The sequence below is a fragment of the Caldibacillus sp. 210928-DFI.2.18 genome (genome assembly GCF_020554505.1).
GTDB classification, from domain to species: Bacteria; Bacillota; Bacilli; order Bacillales; family Caldibacillaceae; genus Caldifermentibacillus; species Caldifermentibacillus hisashii.
Map to the genome: position 1 here is coordinate 1 of NZ_JAJCHL010000026.1, position 18840 is coordinate 18840.

At 38.0% G+C, this 18840-nt stretch carries 20 protein-coding genes and 1 pseudogene; 8 read left to right on the forward strand and 13 right to left on the reverse strand.

The features are described from left to right. Window positions 1-181 (forward strand): hypothetical protein (locus tag LIZ98_RS07515; RefSeq protein ID WP_227139345.1); only part of this gene is annotated, 181 nt, incomplete at its 5' end. Between the two features lie 14 nt (window positions 182-195). Here LIZ98_RS07515 and LIZ98_RS07520 read toward each other — a convergent pair. After that, entirely contained in the window at window positions 196-900 is a 705-nt protein-coding gene (locus tag LIZ98_RS07520) for a hypothetical protein (protein WP_227139344.1), read from the reverse strand. A gap of 173 nt (window positions 901-1073) precedes the next feature. Between LIZ98_RS07520 and LIZ98_RS07525 the strand changes: the two genes are divergently transcribed. Beyond that, window positions 1074-1529: an SRPBCC family protein gene (locus tag LIZ98_RS07525; protein WP_227139343.1), complete on the forward strand. Its 456-nt coding sequence runs from the start codon at window positions 1074-1076 to the stop codon at window positions 1527-1529. Window positions 1530-1597: 68 nt separating this feature from the next. Here LIZ98_RS07525 and LIZ98_RS07530 read toward each other — a convergent pair whose 3' ends face one another. Genes LIZ98_RS07530 through LIZ98_RS07545 form a run of 4 tightly spaced genes read right to left on the reverse strand, consistent with a single transcriptional unit; the run spans window position 1598 to window position 5018 of the window. Then, window positions 1598-2269 (reverse strand): ABC transporter permease, encoded by a 672-nt coding sequence (locus LIZ98_RS07530; protein ID WP_216408126.1) that lies wholly within the window; start codon window positions 2267-2269, stop codon window positions 1598-1600. Next, window positions 2269-3192, reverse strand: a complete 924-nt coding sequence (locus LIZ98_RS07535; RefSeq protein WP_210766322.1) for an osmoprotectant ABC transporter substrate-binding protein — start codon at window positions 3190-3192, stop codon at window positions 2269-2271. Before LIZ98_RS07535 ends, LIZ98_RS07530 begins: the two co-directional genes overlap by 1 nt. 16 nt (window positions 3193-3208) lie before the next feature. After that, complete coding sequence (locus LIZ98_RS07540; protein ID WP_041846770.1) at window positions 3209-3859, reverse strand: ABC transporter permease; 651 nt, start codon at window positions 3857-3859, stop codon at window positions 3209-3211. A gap of 16 nt (window positions 3860-3875) precedes the next feature. Then, the gene (locus tag LIZ98_RS07545; RefSeq protein WP_227139342.1) at window positions 3876-5018 is read right to left on the reverse strand and encodes a betaine/proline/choline family ABC transporter ATP-binding protein; all 1143 of its coding nucleotides are present in this window, start codon (window positions 5016-5018) and stop codon (window positions 3876-3878) included. A gap of 352 nt (window positions 5019-5370) precedes the next feature. Between LIZ98_RS07545 and LIZ98_RS18105 the strand changes: the two are divergent. Beyond that, a pseudogene (locus tag LIZ98_RS18105) lies at window positions 5371-5457 on the forward strand (Parvovirus coat protein VP1-like protein); the annotation flags it as partial. A gap of 25 nt (window positions 5458-5482) precedes the next feature. Then, a complete protein-coding gene (locus LIZ98_RS18110) occupies window positions 5483-5617 on the forward strand; it encodes a hypothetical protein (RefSeq protein WP_309240451.1) in 135 nt (44 codons plus the stop codon). Window positions 5618-5845: 228 nt separating this feature from the next. On the opposite strand, the gene LIZ98_RS07555 is transcribed toward LIZ98_RS18110, so the two are convergent. The 6 genes from LIZ98_RS07555 to LIZ98_RS07580 form a co-directional block, all read right to left on the reverse strand. Beyond that, entirely contained in the window at window positions 5846-6187 is a 342-nt protein-coding gene (locus LIZ98_RS07555) for a type II toxin-antitoxin system PemK/MazF family toxin (protein ID WP_375293573.1), read from the reverse strand. Then, a complete protein-coding gene (locus tag LIZ98_RS07560) occupies window positions 6181-6456 on the reverse strand; it encodes an AbrB/MazE/SpoVT family DNA-binding domain-containing protein (protein WP_227092311.1) in 276 nt (91 codons plus the stop codon). Before LIZ98_RS07560 ends, LIZ98_RS07555 begins: the two co-directional genes overlap by 7 nt. Window positions 6457-6556: 100 nt before the next feature. Beyond that, a complete protein-coding gene (locus LIZ98_RS07565; protein ID WP_227092292.1) occupies window positions 6557-7048 on the reverse strand; it encodes a methylated-DNA--[protein]-cysteine S-methyltransferase in 492 nt (163 codons plus the stop codon). Between the two features lie 232 nt (window positions 7049-7280). Then, entirely contained in the window at window positions 7281-8168 is an 888-nt protein-coding gene (locus tag LIZ98_RS07570) for a fructose bisphosphate aldolase (protein WP_227092293.1), read from the reverse strand. Window positions 8169-8537: 369 nt separating this feature from the next. Then, window positions 8538-9473, reverse strand: coding sequence for an EamA family transporter RarD (gene rarD / locus LIZ98_RS07575; RefSeq protein WP_227092294.1), 936 nt, complete (start codon window positions 9471-9473; stop codon window positions 8538-8540). Between the two features lie 236 nt (window positions 9474-9709). After that, complete coding sequence (locus tag LIZ98_RS07580; RefSeq protein WP_108897793.1) at window positions 9710-11119, reverse strand: ISLre2 family transposase; 1410 nt, start codon at window positions 11117-11119, stop codon at window positions 9710-9712. 393 nt (window positions 11120-11512) lie between these two features. Between LIZ98_RS07580 and LIZ98_RS07585 the strand changes: the two genes are divergently transcribed. The 4 genes from LIZ98_RS07585 to LIZ98_RS07600 all read left to right on the forward strand — a co-directional run bounded on the left by LIZ98_RS07585 (window position 11513) and on the right by LIZ98_RS07600 (window position 16025). After that, the gene (locus tag LIZ98_RS07585; RefSeq protein ID WP_041847840.1) at window positions 11513-12052 is read left to right on the forward strand and encodes an HD domain-containing protein; all 540 of its coding nucleotides are present in this window, start codon (window positions 11513-11515) and stop codon (window positions 12050-12052) included. Between the two features lie 1037 nt (window positions 12053-13089). Then, on the forward strand, window positions 13090-14460 hold the full coding sequence (gene guaD, locus LIZ98_RS07590) for a guanine deaminase (protein ID WP_227092295.1): 1371 nt from the start codon (window positions 13090-13092) through the stop codon (window positions 14458-14460). A 239-nt stretch (window positions 14461-14699) separates the two neighbouring features. Then, complete coding sequence (locus LIZ98_RS07595; RefSeq protein WP_216408143.1) at window positions 14700-15746, forward strand: aromatic ring-hydroxylating oxygenase subunit alpha; 1047 nt, start codon at window positions 14700-14702, stop codon at window positions 15744-15746. Between the two features lie 12 nt (window positions 15747-15758). Continuing rightward, window positions 15759-16025, forward strand: coding sequence for a ferredoxin (locus tag LIZ98_RS07600; RefSeq protein WP_216408145.1), 267 nt, complete (start codon window positions 15759-15761; stop codon window positions 16023-16025). Between the two features lie 82 nt (window positions 16026-16107). Here the strand turns inward: LIZ98_RS07600 and LIZ98_RS07605 are convergent, their stop codons facing one another. Together LIZ98_RS07605 and LIZ98_RS07610 are read right to left on the reverse strand one after the other, a co-directional pair. Next, on the reverse strand, window positions 16108-17520 hold the full coding sequence (locus LIZ98_RS07605; protein WP_227092296.1) for an allantoinase: 1413 nt from the start codon (window positions 17518-17520) through the stop codon (window positions 16108-16110). A gap of 14 nt (window positions 17521-17534) precedes the next feature. Then, a complete protein-coding gene (locus tag LIZ98_RS07610; RefSeq protein WP_216408149.1) occupies window positions 17535-18788 on the reverse strand; it encodes a pyridoxal-phosphate-dependent aminotransferase family protein in 1254 nt (417 codons plus the stop codon). Between the last annotated feature and the right edge of the window lie 52 nt (window positions 18789-18840).

The following is an 18840-nucleotide window of genomic DNA, read 5'->3' on the forward strand; positions in this document are numbered from 1 at the left end:
TTGTCAAGTGCTTTCCTTGACAAGCCAAATAGAAACTACTACCCTTGTAAGTCATCAAATGAAGGTGGTTTCCACTCAAAAATGCGAATACCCAAAAGACTATTTTCTTGTTAATCCAGTACGTACCTATCTTAAATTTTTGATATATTACAACAAATTCCCGCCTTGGCTTGTTGAATGATTTCGAGTTTCACATTACTTACTTTTAAAATAAAATGAGTGGATAATTAGTGCAACGATATATTCTGGCTGATTTTCTTGGACATCTATTACTTGTACATTACTAATAATATGGTTTGGTTTTAATGTGCCGATTAGTTTTTCACCTTGAGTTAGTGAAATGCCGGATGTCACTGTAATTGCAGATGATTTATACAATTTATCATAAAAGCTGAACTGGATGGCTTCTTTTAATTTTGCAGCATTTTTTAAATTCATTAATGTACGCGCTTCACCAATTCGTTCTCCATTTTTATAAATTATCCACTGATCCTGCTGGGAAAACCACTTTTCACGGTACCATTGTACATCATAAATGTCCTTGTTAATTTGAATTTCTAAGGACAAGTACCAGTTAAATCCAAGAATATCCCCGATGAAATATTGCCATTTTTTTGGAAAATAACGTTTTACATAACCTCTTAGCTCTTCCCCTTTAAAAAGTGGCTTTCGATTCATTAATGACTTTTGGATATTGTAAAATGACCATCCTTCAATATTTTTGGGCTGGTAGGAACTTTCTTTGGCTGCCAGTCTCTTACTAATCAAAAAAATTACAACAGATACAACGGGGAGTAGAAAAATCATCTCAAACATTAATGGATCAAATGCATCAAACACAATATAACGAGCAAGGGTTGTTAATAATAACAAGACAAAAAGTAAGTTTAGTACAATCATAAAATCACCTCGAATTATTTACGACAAACATCTATAAAAGTTTCATTTTGTTAACTTTAGCATTCATTTCATCGGATATTTTGAATATGTTATATTATTTCAGTTTACAAAATCGAAACTTATTCAGATTTGATATAAAAGTCACCATGAAAAATGCTGGGAGGACATGAAATATGCCTAAAGTAAATGAACGGTTTGACTTGAAATATCCCATCGGTACAATCTGGCGCTTTGCTAGGGATTCTGACCTTTGGGCTCCACTTGTGCCCGGTTATATCCGCCACCATAAAATAAATCATCATGCAACTGAATTAGAATGTAAAATAAATCTGGGAATACTGAAAAAGACGTTGAAATTTTACATAGAAATGAACGACGGTGAGGGGTCATATTTGATTCCTTTCCAATTTGCAAGCGAATCGCATAGTATTTTTGGTCATGGGATCTTAAAAGGGCAGGCGATAAGTCCAAGAGAAACGAGAATATTCATAACCGTCCATGTAACCGTCCAAGGAGCAATGGCGCCGGTCGTTAACACGTTCATAGCCAATGCCAAACAAAAATTCACCCAAGAAATAATCTCTGCTTTTGAAGAAAAAATAAATAAAATGAATAATAGTGAACACTGACTCTTAATCTGACTTATACAGTAAAAAAACCACAGAAACATGACTGTGGTTTTTTAAAAGAAAATTTTTCACACTTGATTTGCCGGATTTTTTTTCAATCTTGTACTTGGTGCCAGTCTTTTTTCAAACCATCCCATTACCGCATCAGCAATAATGGCCATTAGTGCTGTCGGGATTGCACCGGCTAAAATAATTGTTGTTCCATCAGAAACATTTGTACCGCGAATAATTATATCACCTAGCCCCCCTGCCCCGATAAATGTTCCAATTGTTGCCACACCAATCGTTATAACAAGAGCAGTCCTTAGTCCGGCCATAATCACTGATAACGATAGTGGCAATTCAACCATGCGTAAAACTTGAAGGCGTGTCATGCCCATTCCTTTTCCTGATTCGAGCATGGACGGATCGACATTTCGAATCCCTGTATACGTATTTTTAATAATTGGCAATAACGAATAAAGAAAAAGAGCAAACACGACTGTATTTGGTCCAAGTCCCATTACGAGCATTAATACGGCCAGCATTGCTAAAGCCGGGATTGTTTGAATAATATTGGCCAGTGAAATTACCCATGGACTTAAACGGTTATGATGTGCAATAAAAATACCGATTGGAATTCCGACGATTGCACCAAATAAAACACCGTAAGCAGACATGAGAAATTGTTTATAAAATTGTTCCCAAACATACCAAGCATTTTGCCCATAATAGTTAAGTAAATCTTGTAAGACGTCCATCATTCCACCCCCTCAAAAAAATGGTGTTCTTCTAAAAATTTCTGGGCGACTATTGCCGGTTCTCGCTTTTTTCCATCTGCTTCATAGTTCAGTTCTTGCATTTTAGACGTATCAATTGTCCCAACTAATTTATTCAATATCCCTTCTAATTCCGGATGCTCCCGTAAAACTTCATTCCGCGCAACTAATGATGTATCATACGGTGGAAAGAATTTTTTATCATCTTCTAAAATTTTTAGATTAAACGCGGCAATTCTTCCGTCACTGGAATAAGCAAGTACCACATCCATTTCATCATTGGCAAGCGCCTCATATACAAGACCGATTTGCATAGGATATATTTTTGGAAATTCAAAACCATATGTCTTAACAAAGCCTTGATAGCCGTCCCCTTCCCGATGGATCCATGAATTATCGACACCAAAACGCATCTTGTCGGCTACATCTGCAAGATCAGATACTTTTTCCAATCCATACTTCTCTGCCAATTCTTTGGTTACCGTAAACGCATACGTATTATCAAAGCCATAAGAATCAAACCAAGTCTGGTCCCAACGTTCCTTAAATTCTTTTTGGACAATTTTCATTGCTTCATCCGGGTCATTTACCGGTTCCATTCCGAGTGCCCCGGAAAGATCCGTCCCTGTGTAACGAGTTGCGGTAATATCCACTTGTTTATCGAGCATGGCTTGGTGCTGGACGATTGAAGAACCTAAATTATTTACTAAGACAACTTCCAAGTCCGTTTCATGTTCAATTAATTGTTTAACAACCTGACCCATAATTTGTGACTCTGTCGTATTTAACGTTCCAATCCTTATTGTATTTTCAGGCGCACCACTTAAGCCGGGAAGGGAACATGCACCCAATATAAATGATAGAGACAAAATAAGTATCGTTATAACTCTCTTTGTTTTCTTCAATGTCTGATTCACCTTCCTATACAGCTTTACTTTTTCGGATCCCTTTTGGGGTTACCCATGTTTCTACTTTTCCTAAAAATAGGTCTGTAACAAGTGCAAGAAGCGTGACAGGTATTGCTCCGGCAAGGATATATTCGGGTTTGTATAAATTCATCCCGCTAAAAATATAATCGCCTAAACCACCCGCACCAATATAGGAAGCCAATGTGGCCCATCCAATGAGAAAAACAGTTGCTAAACGAATCCCGGACATAATTACCGGTGTTGCGAGCGGAATTTCCACCAGTCGAATTCGTTCCCACTCAGTCATTCCCATTCCAATTCCCGCTTCAATCAAATCCTTTTTTACATCTCGGATTCCGATAAATGTATTTCTTAAAATCGGCATTAATGAATATAAGAAGAGTGCCACAATGGCCGGAACAAGGCCGATTCCTAAAAGTGGAATAAATAATGCTAAAATGGCAAAACTCGGGATTGTTTGAAGAACATTTAATAAACCTAATATAAAGTTTGCAATTTTCGGCACTCTCGTCAAAAGCACGCCTAAAGGAACAGCAACAATAATCCCCAAGAAAATTGCAATCAATGAAATATAAATATGTTCCCAAGTTTTTACAATAAGTTCAATACCGTTCACACTTAAAAAATCAAGCAAATTTACCATGAAATCGTCTCCATTTCTATTGAGCTTTAATTTCTGAATCACCATCTCCCCAAATCGAATCATAAACAACATCAACAAGATTTGTACGGGTTACAATCCCTACGAGACGGTTTTCAGCATCAACAACCGGTACGTATTTTAATCCTCGTTTTAATATCGTTTGAATCGTATCGCGTACCAACGTTCCAGTTTCAACTTTGAATAATTCTTTCTCAATAACTTCTTCAATTTTACTAGCTTTTGACCGTTTCTGATCGATGATTTCAAAATCAATATAGCCAACTAACATATTGTTTTGATCAACAACAAGAAGTGAGTCAACCCTCCGTTGTTTCATAATTTTTATTGCCTCTGTTAAAGAAACGTTTGGAGTAACAGTTACAGGAGCCGGGTTCATAATTTGATCGACCGTTTGAATATGTGGACGGACCTGAGATAAACGCTCTTTACCAATAAATTCTTCAACAAATTCATTAGCCGGATTTCGCAGTATTTCATCAGGAGTATCAAATTGGATAACTCGACCATCTTTCATAATGACAATCCGGTCAGCAAGTTTGATTGCCTCATCCATATCATGTGTGACAAATACAATCGTCTTCTTAAGTTTTCTTTGTAGTTTTTTAAATTCCGTTTGTAATGAATCTCTTGTAATTGGGTCTAAGGCACCAAAGGGTTCGTCCATTAAAATTAATGGTTGATCGGCTGCAAGTGCCCTCAATACACCAATTCGCTGTTGTTGTCCACCACTTAATTCATTTGGGTAACGATTGAGGTAATCAGGAGTCATATCAACGAGGCTCAATAATTCTTTTGCACGTTCTCTTTGTTTATCAGACGACCATTTTAATAATCTCGGGACAAGAGAAATGTTTTGTTCGATAGTCATATGAGGAAATAAACCAATTTGCTGAATGACATAACCGATTTGTCTTCTTAATTTAACCGGGTCCATATGCATGATATTTTCCCCGTTAAGAAAAATCGTTCCCTCTGTTGGTTCAATCAGCCGGTTAATCATTTTCATTGTTGTTGTTTTCCCGCAACCACTTGGTCCGATAAGTACAATAAACTCACCTTTTTCAATTTGAAAATTTAAATCATCCACCGCTCGTTTTTGTCCTTTATAAATCTTTGAAACATGTTCAAATGTCAGCAAAAAGAACACCTCCGTATAATTTTTTAAACTAATAATAATATTGTATAATAATTTGAGTAAAATTAAAAGTTTATGAACGATGGCATTTGATGAGTAATCAGAAACACAGTTATGAGTCAAACACGGATGAGTCAAGTTGTTTGGGAAATGGCGGAACATGATATGAGGTGGAAATTATTGATTATAAAAGAATGTAATTAGAAATCGAAGTCTGCTCCCATGCCTCGACCTTTTTTATTTCACAATTCTTTTTCTCGAATTTTTTGTATACCAAAGTATTCCCTACACCCGTCCATTCAAAATCACCATGACAATCATAAATTATTATAAATTGTTATAAGTAGGTGATTTGATGTACAAGTCGAAGCGAAGAGGATTTTGTTTTCCGGGATATAATTGGTGTGGTCCGGGTTGTTCAGGGCCAGGGCGACCAACAAATCCTGTCGATGCCTGCTGCAAAGCCCATGACGAATGTTACAGAAGATATGGTCATTCCAGGTACTGTGATGAAATGTTTAAGAGGTGCTTACAGCCTTATCGGAACAGACATACAAGAATGGGTAGAGATGCCTCATTATTTTCTCGATTTTTCACGGTAAAGAATTTTTTCTTTTAACCTTTTAATTCTATTGCGGCTGTCCAAAAGGCAAAATCGATGGCTTTTGACAGCTCTTCCCTTATCCAACTTTCCGTCCAAAACCGTGTTGTTCCGTTCGTCTAATTTTTTCTTGCGGTTTTTCAACGTAGGCTAACTGCATTGCCAAAGTCCATTAAAAATTCTTTAAACCATACGTAAAGAAGAATATGAAAAATTTTACTGCGTTTAATTAATAAAAAGGTAAAAATGTGGATACTAAATCCAGACAATTCTGAACAACTTCATCTGGAACATGGTCCACAATCTTTAAATTTCTTGAACGCCAATCAACACTCCTTAATTGATCGGTTAAAATTACCCCTTGAACATTCAATTTATCTGGTATTTTAACTTCGAAAGGATAGCCTTTTTCTTTAGTCGTGATTGGACATACAACTGCAAAAGTTCCACTGTTAAATAATTTGGGTGATAAAACAATAGCCGGTCTATGTCCTGCCTGTTCATAACCGGATTGAGGACTGAAATTAAGATAAACTATATCGCCTCTGTCTGGTGTTTGATTCATTACCATATTTCAGCACCTTCTGGTTTGCCCCAATTCACTTCATCATGTTTATTTTCAGGAGTAATTTTTGACATTAATTCTTCAAGAGTTGGTTTTTTCTTTATCGGAATAATTTTGATTGCATTATTTTCTACAGAAATAATAATGTCTGAACCTTCTTTAATATTTAAGTCGTCTAATATAACTTTCGGAAGTCTAACAGCAAGACTATTTCCCCATCTTTGCACTTTTGTGGTCATCTTGATTTCCCCTTTGTTTTCTTTATTCATTTTAATTTTATCATCCTTTGCATAATTTGTATATACTAAGTATATACAAACCGTTTAAAAATAATGCAAGGATAAATTTTTAATATTGTTTTTTTAAAGGAAATGACTACTTTTTACTATATTCCTTATGCTTCTTCTCATGTCTGAGCAACCACTCTTTCCGCCAAAGTCCACCGGCATATCCGGTCAATTTTCCATTAGCACCAATGACTCGATGACATGGAATCACAATGGTTAGTTTGTTTTTTCCATTAGCACTTCCCACAGCACGAACTGCCTTTTCATTTTCGATGGCCACAGCGATATCTTTATAAGACTCCACTTCAGCATAAGGTATTTCCGTTAATGCACGCCAAACTTTCTTTTGAAAAATAGATCCTTCCAAATGATAAGGTATCGTAAATTCATAACGTGTCCCTTGAAAATACTCATCCAGTTGGTTATAGCATTCTATCAGAACAGAAGGTGTTTCCGGCTGGGGGTAGTTTTTCCTTTTATCTTTCTCCGAGAACAAGATCGATGTTATTGCATCTTGAGTACCGGTTATTTCTATCACACCAATGGGTGATTCATAGTCTAATTGATATACTTTAGCCATATAAAAACCTCCATTGAAATATATCGGATTATGCCTGCCAACCCCACTGATGGATAAGAACCAATCGGACGCATGCTGGCAGCCCGTCCCCCAAATATCTCTTTGTAAACTCGAAAATCGGTGGGGGGTGGCCTGCCTGTTAAGATGGGAGTAATTGATTGAAAATTTCCGGAAAAACCTTTTTTGGTTGTCATTCAAAAAAGATGAGCGACAAAAGGTCATACATAAAAATTTATGTGTTGGAAGCTTCCGCAATTGCTTCAATGGATTTACCCAAAATTGCGTTAAATTCCTCATCAGTTTGATTTGCTGATAATCCTTCTGTTAATGCCCGGGAGAAGCTGGCAATCATTCCATGGTTACGAGCTAAAATTTTATTTGCTTCAGCTTGTGAATAACCACCGGAAAGTGCAACGACCCGTACAACATGGGGATCTTTAATTAAATCACTGTAAAAATTATCTTCTGTTGGTAACGAAACTTTAAACATCACTTTTACATTCTCGTCAAGTTTTGCCAACTGTTTAAAGAACTCTTCTTTTAAAATTCTTTCTGATTCTGCTTTATCTTGTGCATGAATATCTACTTCCGGTTCGATTATAGGAACGAGTCCGGCCGCGGCAATTTGTTTTGCAATGTCAAATTGTTGTTGAACAACTGTTTTAATTCCTTCAGCATTTGCTTCTTTAATAAATGAGCGCATTTTTGTACCAAATATGTTGCGTTCGTTCGCTCGTTTTAATAAGTTATCTAATCCGTCAATCGGTTTCATCACTTGAACACCATCTTTAAGTGGAGCAAGACCTTTGTCAACTTTTAGAAAAGGAACAATCCCTTTCTTTTCCCAGAGAAAATCAGCTGTATATTGTCCATCAGTATAACGATCCATTGTATTTTCAAAAAGAATGGCACCGAGAATATGTTTGGAGTGGAATGCCGGACTTTTGATAATACGTGTTCTCATTTCGTGAATAATGGCAAACATTTCTTCATCATTTGAATAACGGTCTTCACTAATGCCGTAAGCTTTTAATGCTTTTGGCGTACTGCCGCCACTTTGATCCAATGCGGCAATAAAGCCTTTTCCTGACTGCATTCTTTTCAATTGCTCCTGATTCATCATTATTACCCCTTTCAAAAATTGGAAATATGTACATACCTAATTATACCATTCTTTATAAGGATCAGGGTAGATTGTTAAGCGGAAAGAACTTATGATTAAGTAAACCCCCTTAATTATTACTTCTTCTTCAATGGGTGCCTTTTTGTAATCAAACTTATTTTGTGTTTTGAAGGGTATTTTTAAACTTAAACAATTGTAGGTGAAAATAATGAAACAAACTAATCTTAAAATTGGATTTTTTAATCATGATTTTTTTTAGCAATATCAAGAATCTTTATAACCTGAAAGAGTCAGTAACTTGTTTGTATTGCAAAAAGATGAAGGCTCTTATTTTTCGTTCTTACCGTTTTAATCTGATAAAACAACCTACCTTTTTGAAACACCCCTTACTACAGGTACTGTTGTTACTTTTCTTTTTCTTATCCCTTGATGAATATTGGAAACTGTAAATATCACAATTGCCAACCAGATACATGTGAAAGTAATGGCATGATCCTTTGTAAACGGTTCATTATACATCAGGACACCAAGAAGTAAACTAATTGTTGGCGTGATATATTGAAAAAAGCCGACCATATATAGCGGAATTTTTTTCGCTCCAATGCCAAACAGTAGCAGCGGTAAAGCTGTCGCAATTCCCGAACCAAGTAAAAATAAATCAATTTTAGGCGACCCTGTCAAAAAACTTTCCCGGCCATTCATGGTTATATACACTAAGAACAAGAATGCAAAAGGGAAAACAAATAATGTTTCTAATAGCAAGCCTAATATCGAATCTACCTTTATAAGTTTCTTAGACAATCCGTAAAAGCCAAAAGAAAACGCCAGCAGCAAGGCAATCCACGGGAATTTGCCAAATGTAATCGTCATATAAATAACACCAATTCCGGCGATGGCAAATGAAACAGCATGCAATACGTTAATTTTCTCCCGTAAGACAAAAACCCCCAGCAAAACGGAGATCAGCGGATTAATGTAATATCCTAAACTCGCCTCCACAATGTGATTCGCATTCACGGCATAAATGTATGTAAGCCAGTTAATGCTTATGAATAGAGATGCGATAAATAAGCCAATCCATGTTTTCTTTTTACTTATTTGCACTTGGAAAAAGCTCTTAAGTAATTTTCTTTTTAAAATGATTACGATTATTAAGACGAAACAAAACGACCAAATCACACGGTGAGCCAGTATTTCAAGTGCCGGAACACCACTTAAAAATTTCCAGTAAATAGGAAGTATTCCCCATAATAGATAAGAACCTGCAGTAAAAGAAATACCGATTGCGTTATCACGTTCCATAAATTCCCTCCCGTGTCTGTTTATTCCATTAAAATTGTTTGTAATTATATCATATTTATCTTAAACATTTCTCAAAAATGCTCATTTGCGTATGTGTCAAGTTTTTCTCGATAGTATTTAAATATCGGGTTTTCAAGACACTCTTTTTTGTACACTTTTCGGCTACCGCGCTTCGCTTACTCTCCTGGATAAGTGGCAATAATTTTCCAAATTAATGCCACTTATCCAGGCTGAAATTAAAACCCAAGAATCTTGCTTAAATGCCCCATTGCCGATGAATGGCTTGTATATAAAGCGACAGATCCACGTTTCACCCCGATTGACGGACGTACTGGCTGTTTAAATAGCTCTGATAACCTTATTGCTTGTTTTAATTCCCTTTGTTTTTTCCCACTTCTTGTACGGTGTTTCAAATAAGCTTCCCTCAATGTCTGGTTAAGAATCCCTTGTTTAATTTTCACCATGGCTTCTGCGCCTTTTTTGCTCCAATGCATGCCCCGTTTCTTCATTCTGAATGAGATATGCCTTTGGTTTGATTCCATCGCTCCCAGGCCTCTTGCACCTTCTGGCACGTTTTCAACCTTGTCTCTCCAGTCAAAAATGCGTTCCCAATTTTTCAAGATATACGAACGGAATTCCTTGATTTTCTTAAGGCTCTTTTCATCCGTCAATGTGCTCTCATACGTATCCAAATATAACGTGAATCGGTCACAGTCATGCGTTTTAATTGCTTTTCTAATTTGCTCTTTAATCTCGCTTTTTCCGCCCCCAAATGTCCTTACAATGGCTTGTGCAACGTGGTAGGTATCCAGCTGGTTGAGCACCGGATATTCCGACTGTGAGAATGCTGTTTGAAACCGTTCAGCTGTGTATCCCGCACCTCCATCACTGTTTGTAATGACATGTGCTTTTTCGAGAGAGTAGGTGTTGGCAGCTGTTGCTTGGACTTCATCCCAAAATGTCTGGATGGATTCCGTCGTCATGATAACAACGGGATGGTGTAGAGAGACCCTTTTTCCATTGGTTTCCCATCCTTCATAGAGAATGGCGTGGTGGACTTCCATACCCTGTTTCTTTTCTAGTCCCCGGACGAATATACCATCAGCTTCGGAAAACAGGTAATCTACCTTCTTTCCCTCAGGTAGTGAATCAGCTATTTCTAGCTCTTCTACAAGTGCCTTGTCGGCTTCAGCTTGCGTTTTCCCTACGTGTTTCACCATGTTCCCTACAGTTGTGTGACTGAGACTCACGGCTGTCCATTCTTTTAAAATATCAGCTACCTCCCGATAGGTGTTCTCACTTGCCAACTCTGCCACCTTTAACTCCACTAACGGGCTGTATCGTTGGTATGGTAAAAGCCCTAACCATTCATCCAGAGGATAATGTGAATTCCCTTTCTGGTCATGCATTAGTGAACGTTTAAAGGTCACATTTCCAAATAAAAACTGAATGCTTCTGTTATCACTCCGGCAGTACTCCCAGCCATCCTCCAGCTTTTTCTGCTTAATTGTTTTATCTAACGTCTCAAATATTTCCCCAACCCATTGCGTAAAGGCATTCTGGATCAGAATTTTAACTTGTTCTTCAAATTCAATAAGACTTTTTGTATCCTTTAATAATCTAGCAATTATTGATATAATATCCATAGGAAGACCTCTTTCTAAATGTATTCGCCCACAAGCGTACATTTAAATGATAGAGCGTCTTCCCATTTTTTTCCACTCATCTGCCCTTCGAGTAAAATTTTACACATACCTCATTTGCATGTTGAGAATTTAAATTTGGTATTTCGGTGAATTGGAAATAATCAAAAAAGAAAGTCCGCAACTCGGCGGACCTTGGCTTTTTTTGGTTAAACTAAAATACGATTAAAGGTCATAAAGCAAAGTTTCTTTTACAACAAGAATACCGTCCCATTTCAAAATGCACAATTATTGATTAATCAAATAAAATAATTGCAAAAACTAACAAAAGATGTTAATGTTTATAACAATATATTTTTATTTATTTGGAAAATACCGGTGTAAAGGAGGTTTATTATGGCTAGGAAAGTTACATTGGAAACATTATTCCGTCACCCGATTGTTCAAAAATATGTCGGTCGTTCCGGTATGGATCATGCGATTACTGTAGCTGAAAAGGCCTTTAATATTGCTATAAAGTCAGGTGTAAACCCGGATTTAGCGGCAAAGGCAGGTTTGCTCCATGATATTGGCCATTATCAATGGTATACAAATGGAAAATGGGATTATCAAATGTACAAACAAAATGATATCCATGCAATCAAAGGTGCTGCTCGTGCCCATAAACTTCTTGTCCGTTCTGGAGAAGATTTAGAAAATGCGAAGGAAATTGCACTGGCTATCCTGCTTCATACAGATTCTTATTTACCTGAGGGAAGTCTTGAATTAACCCCGCTTCAAAAAGTTGTTGCCGAAGCAGATACCGATGACGAAGAACCAGGGGGAAAACATCATTATCGGCAAATTGACCAACGCACCGCGCTAGCCCGAATTCAAATGCTTGACAAAAAAATTGAACGCCATCTCGAATACAATAATTTAGGGAAAACAAGTTAATTCATAAATACAAAAAATTTTTATGAAGCTGAATCCCTTGCCTTCCACCCTCCCCGCTTGTTTTCAAGAATAAAGACTGCCTGCGGAAACGTCCCGGACAGCCTTTTCACCATGCTTTTTTCCAAAACAGATGCCCCCACTCATCATCTCCACTCATTTGTATCAATTTTGGAAAAAACTTTACCGGTTTTACGTAACCTATTTTGGAAACGGAATAATTTTCCCCGTTTCTTCCGGTTGTCTGCTGATCATGATTTGAATAATCGCCTTACCAACACAGTTTGATCCAACAAACAAGGCTTCAAAACCTCAATCAAATCCATCGTCAGTTTTTCCCGCTTATAAAAAGTGAGTTCATCACTGAAAAAAACATGCTGGCAATCTCTTGCTCCTGCAGTATACTCATCTTAGAAAATATAAGGGAACTCAGGAAATTGTTCTGCCATCCGGGTTTATATATTGATAAATACTTTCCTCTCGGTGTTCGCTTGGCACATAACTCCTCCTCTATTTTTACCAATTTCTTTTGTTGTTTTTACATCTATTAAAATCTAAACTTATACCCCCATGTTGGTAAACAACTTCTTATATGTGAATAACAATACAGATTGTAGAATGAGGACTAATGACATTATCAAACCTGACATATTATGTTCTAAAACAGCCAATATGGCAAAAATGATACCTGTAATGATAAAAAGAATACTTAGGATAGGCGTGAGTTTGCTTAATAAATTTAATTTTTTGTTCATTGGATTCTTCCTCCTTTTTCATACCGCACATCGTTATTTACAATGCATGAACACGTATCTATACACTTCTGCCATAACATCCACCTTAATTACATAATAACATATGACAGAATATTTTGTCACCCGAATTCAGTTTTATTTATGCATATTTTCGATTGAATATAGGTCGGGTTGTTGGCGTCAATTCATAGCGATCCAAACCAGAAAAATTGTTCTAGACGTAATATTTATTCTATTTTATAATTACTACATGTTAGAAAATATAACATAAAAAGGGGTTGCAAAATGATGGAGTATAGGTATGTTTTTCGAGGGACCGCATTTACCAGTGAGTCACCTAATGAAGTTAAGATTTTAAAGGATTATCTTTTCTGTATTAACCGCAATGGTGTGATTGAAAAAATGATTCATCCGGATGATAACGAATACGAGCTTGTCTTACATACGTATCAAGGGAAGGACAATTTTCGTCAGTTAAGTGATGGGGAATATTTGTTGCCGGGTTTTATTGATTTGCATATTCACGCACCACAATGGGCTCAGTCCGGAACTGCCTTGGATTTACCACTCAATGAATGGCTGAATACGTATACTTTTCCGCTCGAATCAAAATTTTCCAATATTGATTTTGCTAAACAGGTTTATGAAGATTTAGTGTCTACGCTTTTAGCACATGGAACAACAACAGCTCTTTACTATGCCACCGTCCATAAAGAATCCAGTTTCCTTTTGGCAAGTATTTGTGCAGAAAAAGGGCAGCGTGGTTTAGTGGGGAAAGTGGTGATGGATGATCACAAACAAAACCCGGAATATTACTGCGATCCGGATACAGCATCAGCTCTGGCCGACACGGAGGAATTTATTCTGGCGGTCCAAGATTTAGCGAAGAAAACAAAACAAGGCGTTTATCCGGTTGTCACACCTCGTTTTATTCCGAGTTGTACTGATGAAGCATTAAGGGGGCTTTCTGCTTTAGCCACAAAGTACAACACGTATATCCAGTCTCACTGCAGTGAAAGTAATTGGGAGCATGAATTTGTCAAAACTCGTTTTCATAAACATGATGCCTTTGCACTTCATGATTTTGGGTTATTACGTGAAAAGTCTATCATGGCCCATTGTACGTTTTTAAGTGAAGCGGATGTCGATTTATTTGCAAAAACCGGAACAGCCATTGCCCACTGTCCGATTTCCAATGCTTATTTATCAGGCGGGGTATTACCAATTGCCCATTTTCATTCGAAAGGTGTAGAGATTGGGTTAGGAACCGATATTTCCGGCGGTTTTTCTCCGAGTCTGTTCGATAACGCAAAGCAAGCTGTAATCTCCTCTCGAATGCTAGAAGACGGGGTTAACCCAAATCTTCCCACTGAGAAAAGAGGAAAACCCGCATCACGCATTACGATTAATGAAGCCTTCTATTTTGCTACAGCAGGTGGCGGTGAAAGTCTAAGTTTGCCGATTGGTCGTATAATGGAAAACTATACATGGGATGTACAAATCATCGACACGCAGATCCCAGGTGCGAAACTGCCGATATTTAGTAGTAGAAATCAAGATTTATATGATGTTTTTCAAAAAATCATGTACCATACCCGACCGGATAATATTCGTGAAGTGTGGGTGCAAGGTGTGAACGTACATGCACGAGCGTAACTTGTTAAGGAATCAACCGATTTGTCCAATGTAAAAAACTTGCTTATTTTTGCTTTTAGACAAAATAACTGAAACAGCTTTCCAAATATATACAAATTAACTAGTGATTCTTTTTTATTTTTTTGATAATATGTTACAAAAGTTAACATTAGATTGTACAATAATAGTTTAATAAACTAATAAAACTAACATCACGGGTTATGTTTTTATTTTTAAAAAATTGAAAGGTGTTGATTATATTGGACCAAGTTGAATCTGTAGTCAAACGGCAGCTGCCGATTCCAAGAAATTGTACGTTTTCCCCTCAAGATTGGACAGTTTTGTCCCAATATTGGTATCCGATTGCTCGAGCGGATGAAGTGACTGACAAACCTTTAGCTGTAAAACTTCTGGATGTCGAATTGGTCACTTATCGAGCAAACGGAAAACCTGTTGTTGCCCGTGATCTATGTGTTCATCGCGGAACCCCGCTAAGTATGGGATGGGTAGAAGGAGATGAAATTGTTTGTCCATATCACGGTTTTCATTATGCCCCGGACGGGAAATGTACTTCCATTCCCGCTCATCCCGGCGCAAAAATATCGCCAAAACTATGTCTCACCGTCTTCCCGACTGTAGAACGATACGGTCTTATTTGGACGACCCTCTCCGGGACTGAAGAAAACCTGCCTCCATTCCCTGTTTGGGACGATGATGAATTCCAAAATATATTGCCCCCGACGCTCGATATTAATGGTAACGCCGGTCGGCAAATAGAAGGTTTTCTTGATGTGGCGCATTTCGCTTGGGTCCATGCCAATAGTTTTGCAGACAGGGATAATTCCTTTGTTCCAAGCTACAAAGTGGAAGTAACGGATTATGGACTCCATGCCGAATATATAAGTACGGTCAGTAATTATACAAAAGAAAACCGACATAAAGAGCCACCTGGTTTTAAATGGCTTAGAGTTTTTGATGTTTACCCGCCTTTAGCCGCTCGATTAATTATTTATTTTCCCAACGGCGGTACACAATGGATTTTAAATGTTCCTTGTCCGATTTCAGCCAGAAAAACTCGACTTTTTAGCCCTATGGCCCGGAACTTTGATAAAGATGCTCCATTAGAAAGTTTTTATGAATTAAATTTACAGATTTTTACAGAAGATGCTGAGATGGTGGAAAACCAGAAACCGGAAGAATTACCGATTGATTTAACTTCGGAAGCACATATAGCAGCTGATAAAACTTCTATTAATTATAGAAAATTCCTCATGCAGCTAGGAATGGGCGAAAATTATACAAACTAAGGAGAGACAAATATGGCGAAATATACCATTGTTTGCCAAGATACTTGTATATCGTGCGGAGCTTGTGGCGCTGCTGCCCCGGATATTTTTGATTACGATGACGAGGGGCTTTCTTACACGATTGCCGATAACAACAAAGGCACGACAGAAGTCCCGGAAGAATTTTATGATGATTTAGATGATGCTTATGAAGGTTGTCCCACCGGATCCATTAAAGTGGCCGATCAACCGTTTGATGGTGATCCACTAAAATATGAAAAAATGGAATCTTCAGCTTAATAAGTTTAGCAAAAAGAAATGAAGAAAGCCAAAAGCGATGGAAATCCATCCTCTTGGCTTTCTTTTTGTGATTGATAAATAATTAAAATGCCTTTAATTGAACATCGAAAGAAGCAATTTCACTTTCTCTCAATGAAGGTAAGCTGCCTAGTCTTAGCCACTTCCCGCTTCGATCTTGTCCGTTTATATGTCCATTTTCATATACCACTTTACCTCGGAGGAGCGTCGCTTTAATTTTACAAGGAAAGGTGTGTCCGAGATAGAGACTTTGTTTATGTTTTGCAAAAAAGTTATGCTCTGTTACTTCATACGAGTCGTTTAAAGAGACAATAGCCAGATCAGCATCCATCCCGACGGCAATTTTTCCTTTTGTTGTTAAGCCGAAGCGGGTGGCCGGATGAAGCGATGTCCATTTTGCAATTTTTGTCAATGGGATTTCGTATTTTTTTGCCATTTCAACCATCGCCATTAAAGTAAATTGCCCGCCGCTAATTCCTCCCCATGCTTGAAATAGATTATGTGTCATCGGATCCTTCATTCCATATGGACAAGGTGAATGATCAGACGTCACCATGTCGATTTTTCCATCTAACAATTGTTGTATTAATTTTTCTTGTTCCGGTTTTTTTCTTAAAGGCGGGGCGCACTTGGCAACAGGTCCCTTTCGAACGAGATCATCATGAGTAAATAACAAATAATGTGGACAAGTCTCTACTGTTACATCAACCCCATCATGCTTTGCCTCTTCAATTTTCAAAATCGCCTCTTCACTGCTAATATGAACAAAATGTAAAGAACACCCGGTTAATTTTGCATACGTAATAGCTCTTTCCACCGCTTCCACTTCAGCAACAATCGGACGGGTTTCTATATAATCATCCGTAGAAAGACAGCCTTGTTCCTTTTTCCATTTCGTTAAAACATTGGTAATCGGTCCACTTTCAGCATGGAGAGCAAGAATTTTTCCTAGTGAAGCAATTTCCTTCATTCCTTCTAATAATGTCATATCATCTACCCGTTCAAATTCTCGATTACCTGTTTCCGAAAGAAAAGCTTTAAAACCGACTACACCGGCATCAGCCAGTTCCTTTAACTGATTAACGTTTCCCGGTACAAGGCCGCCCCATAAGCCAAAATCAACCAAAGACTTCTTTTGTCCGATATTTGCCTTTTGCAACAGGGCACTTCTATCTGTTGTAGAAGGAATCCCGTTTAATGGCATATCAAAAAAGGTTGTTATCCCGCCAGCTGCCATCATATTGGAACCGGTTAGGAACCCTTCCCATATTTCTCTGCCCGGCTCATTGAAATGGACGTGACTATCAATCATACCCGGGAAAATGTACTTGTCTTCCGCATCAATAACCCGATCAGATGAACCCATCACATTTTTATCAATTTTTACAATCACACCGTCTTTTACGACAAGATCGACTTTCTGTACTTCATCCGGAAAAATAACGAAACCATTACGAATGATGAGATCATAATTCATGTTTTCCCCACCTTTCAACCGATTTTTATCGTACGTTTTTCTTCAGCCACGTATAGATCTAGAGCCGCTTGCAATGCCTCTCCACGGTTTACTAATATCCCATGGCGAATTAAAACGGCTTCCAAAGCACCAAGAAGAAATAAAATATTTTCTTTTCGACAACTATACCCCATCGTCCCTATCCGCCAAATTTTTCCTTGAAGCGGTCCAAATGATGAAGCAATTTCAATACCAAATTCTTCAAGAAGCATGCGTCGAACCGATTCTCCGTTGACTCCCGGAGGAATCTCGACACATGTAACTGTTGGCAACTTATGATTTACATTACCAAACAATGTAAGCCCCATCGCTTGGATACCGGCAACTAATGCGGCTTCATGCAATTTATGTCGGTGAAACCTCGCTTCCAATCCTTCCTCCAATATGATACGGAGCCCTTCCCGTAACGCATAAATCATGGAAGTTGCTTCGGTATGATGATTCAATCTTCTTGGACCCCAATAGTCTTGGATCATACTTAAGTCAAAATAATTACTGGCAATTGCCGGTTTTGCTCGAACTATTTTTTTATCGTCTTCAGTTTCAATGCCGCGCTCCACTTTTTTCCGAGATTGAATCTTACTTTCTATTCGATGATTATAGCTGATGGGTGCGAGACCGGACGGAACAGATAAACATTTTTGTGTTCCTCCAATGATTGCATCAATATTCCATTCATCGGTTTTTATATCAACACCGCCAATCGATGCAACCGCATCTACAACAAGTAAAATATCCATTTCCCGACAAGTGTTACCTATTTCTTTCAACGGCTGCATTTGTCCGGTTGATGTTTCCCCGTGAACTATGGCGACTATTTGTGGAGATACTTGCTTGATTGCTTCGATTACTTCTTCCGGGTCAAATACCTCGCCCCATTTCGCTTCGATAGTATGAACAGTGGCACCGTATCGTTCACAAACTTCAACCAACAAATGACCGAATCTGCCGTAAATCGGGACAAGAACCCGATCTCTCGGTTCGATAATACTGCACAATACCGCTTCAATACCTGCTCTTGAAGTCCCGTCAATCGGAAACGAACAGTAATTGTTTGTTTGATAAACGTGACGGATCATTTCCATTACTTCATTCATTATTTTGGTAAAAGCAGGGTCAAACTGTCCAAGAATTGGTGTTGACATTGCCCGAAGTACCCGGGGGTCCACTTCAACCGGACCGGGCGTCATGATCGTCCGCTTTGGCGTGTTCAGCTCGGAAAAGACCATTTCCCATCATCCTTTCATAGGAGTTTTTATGGAAAAGTTATCCACTTTGTAT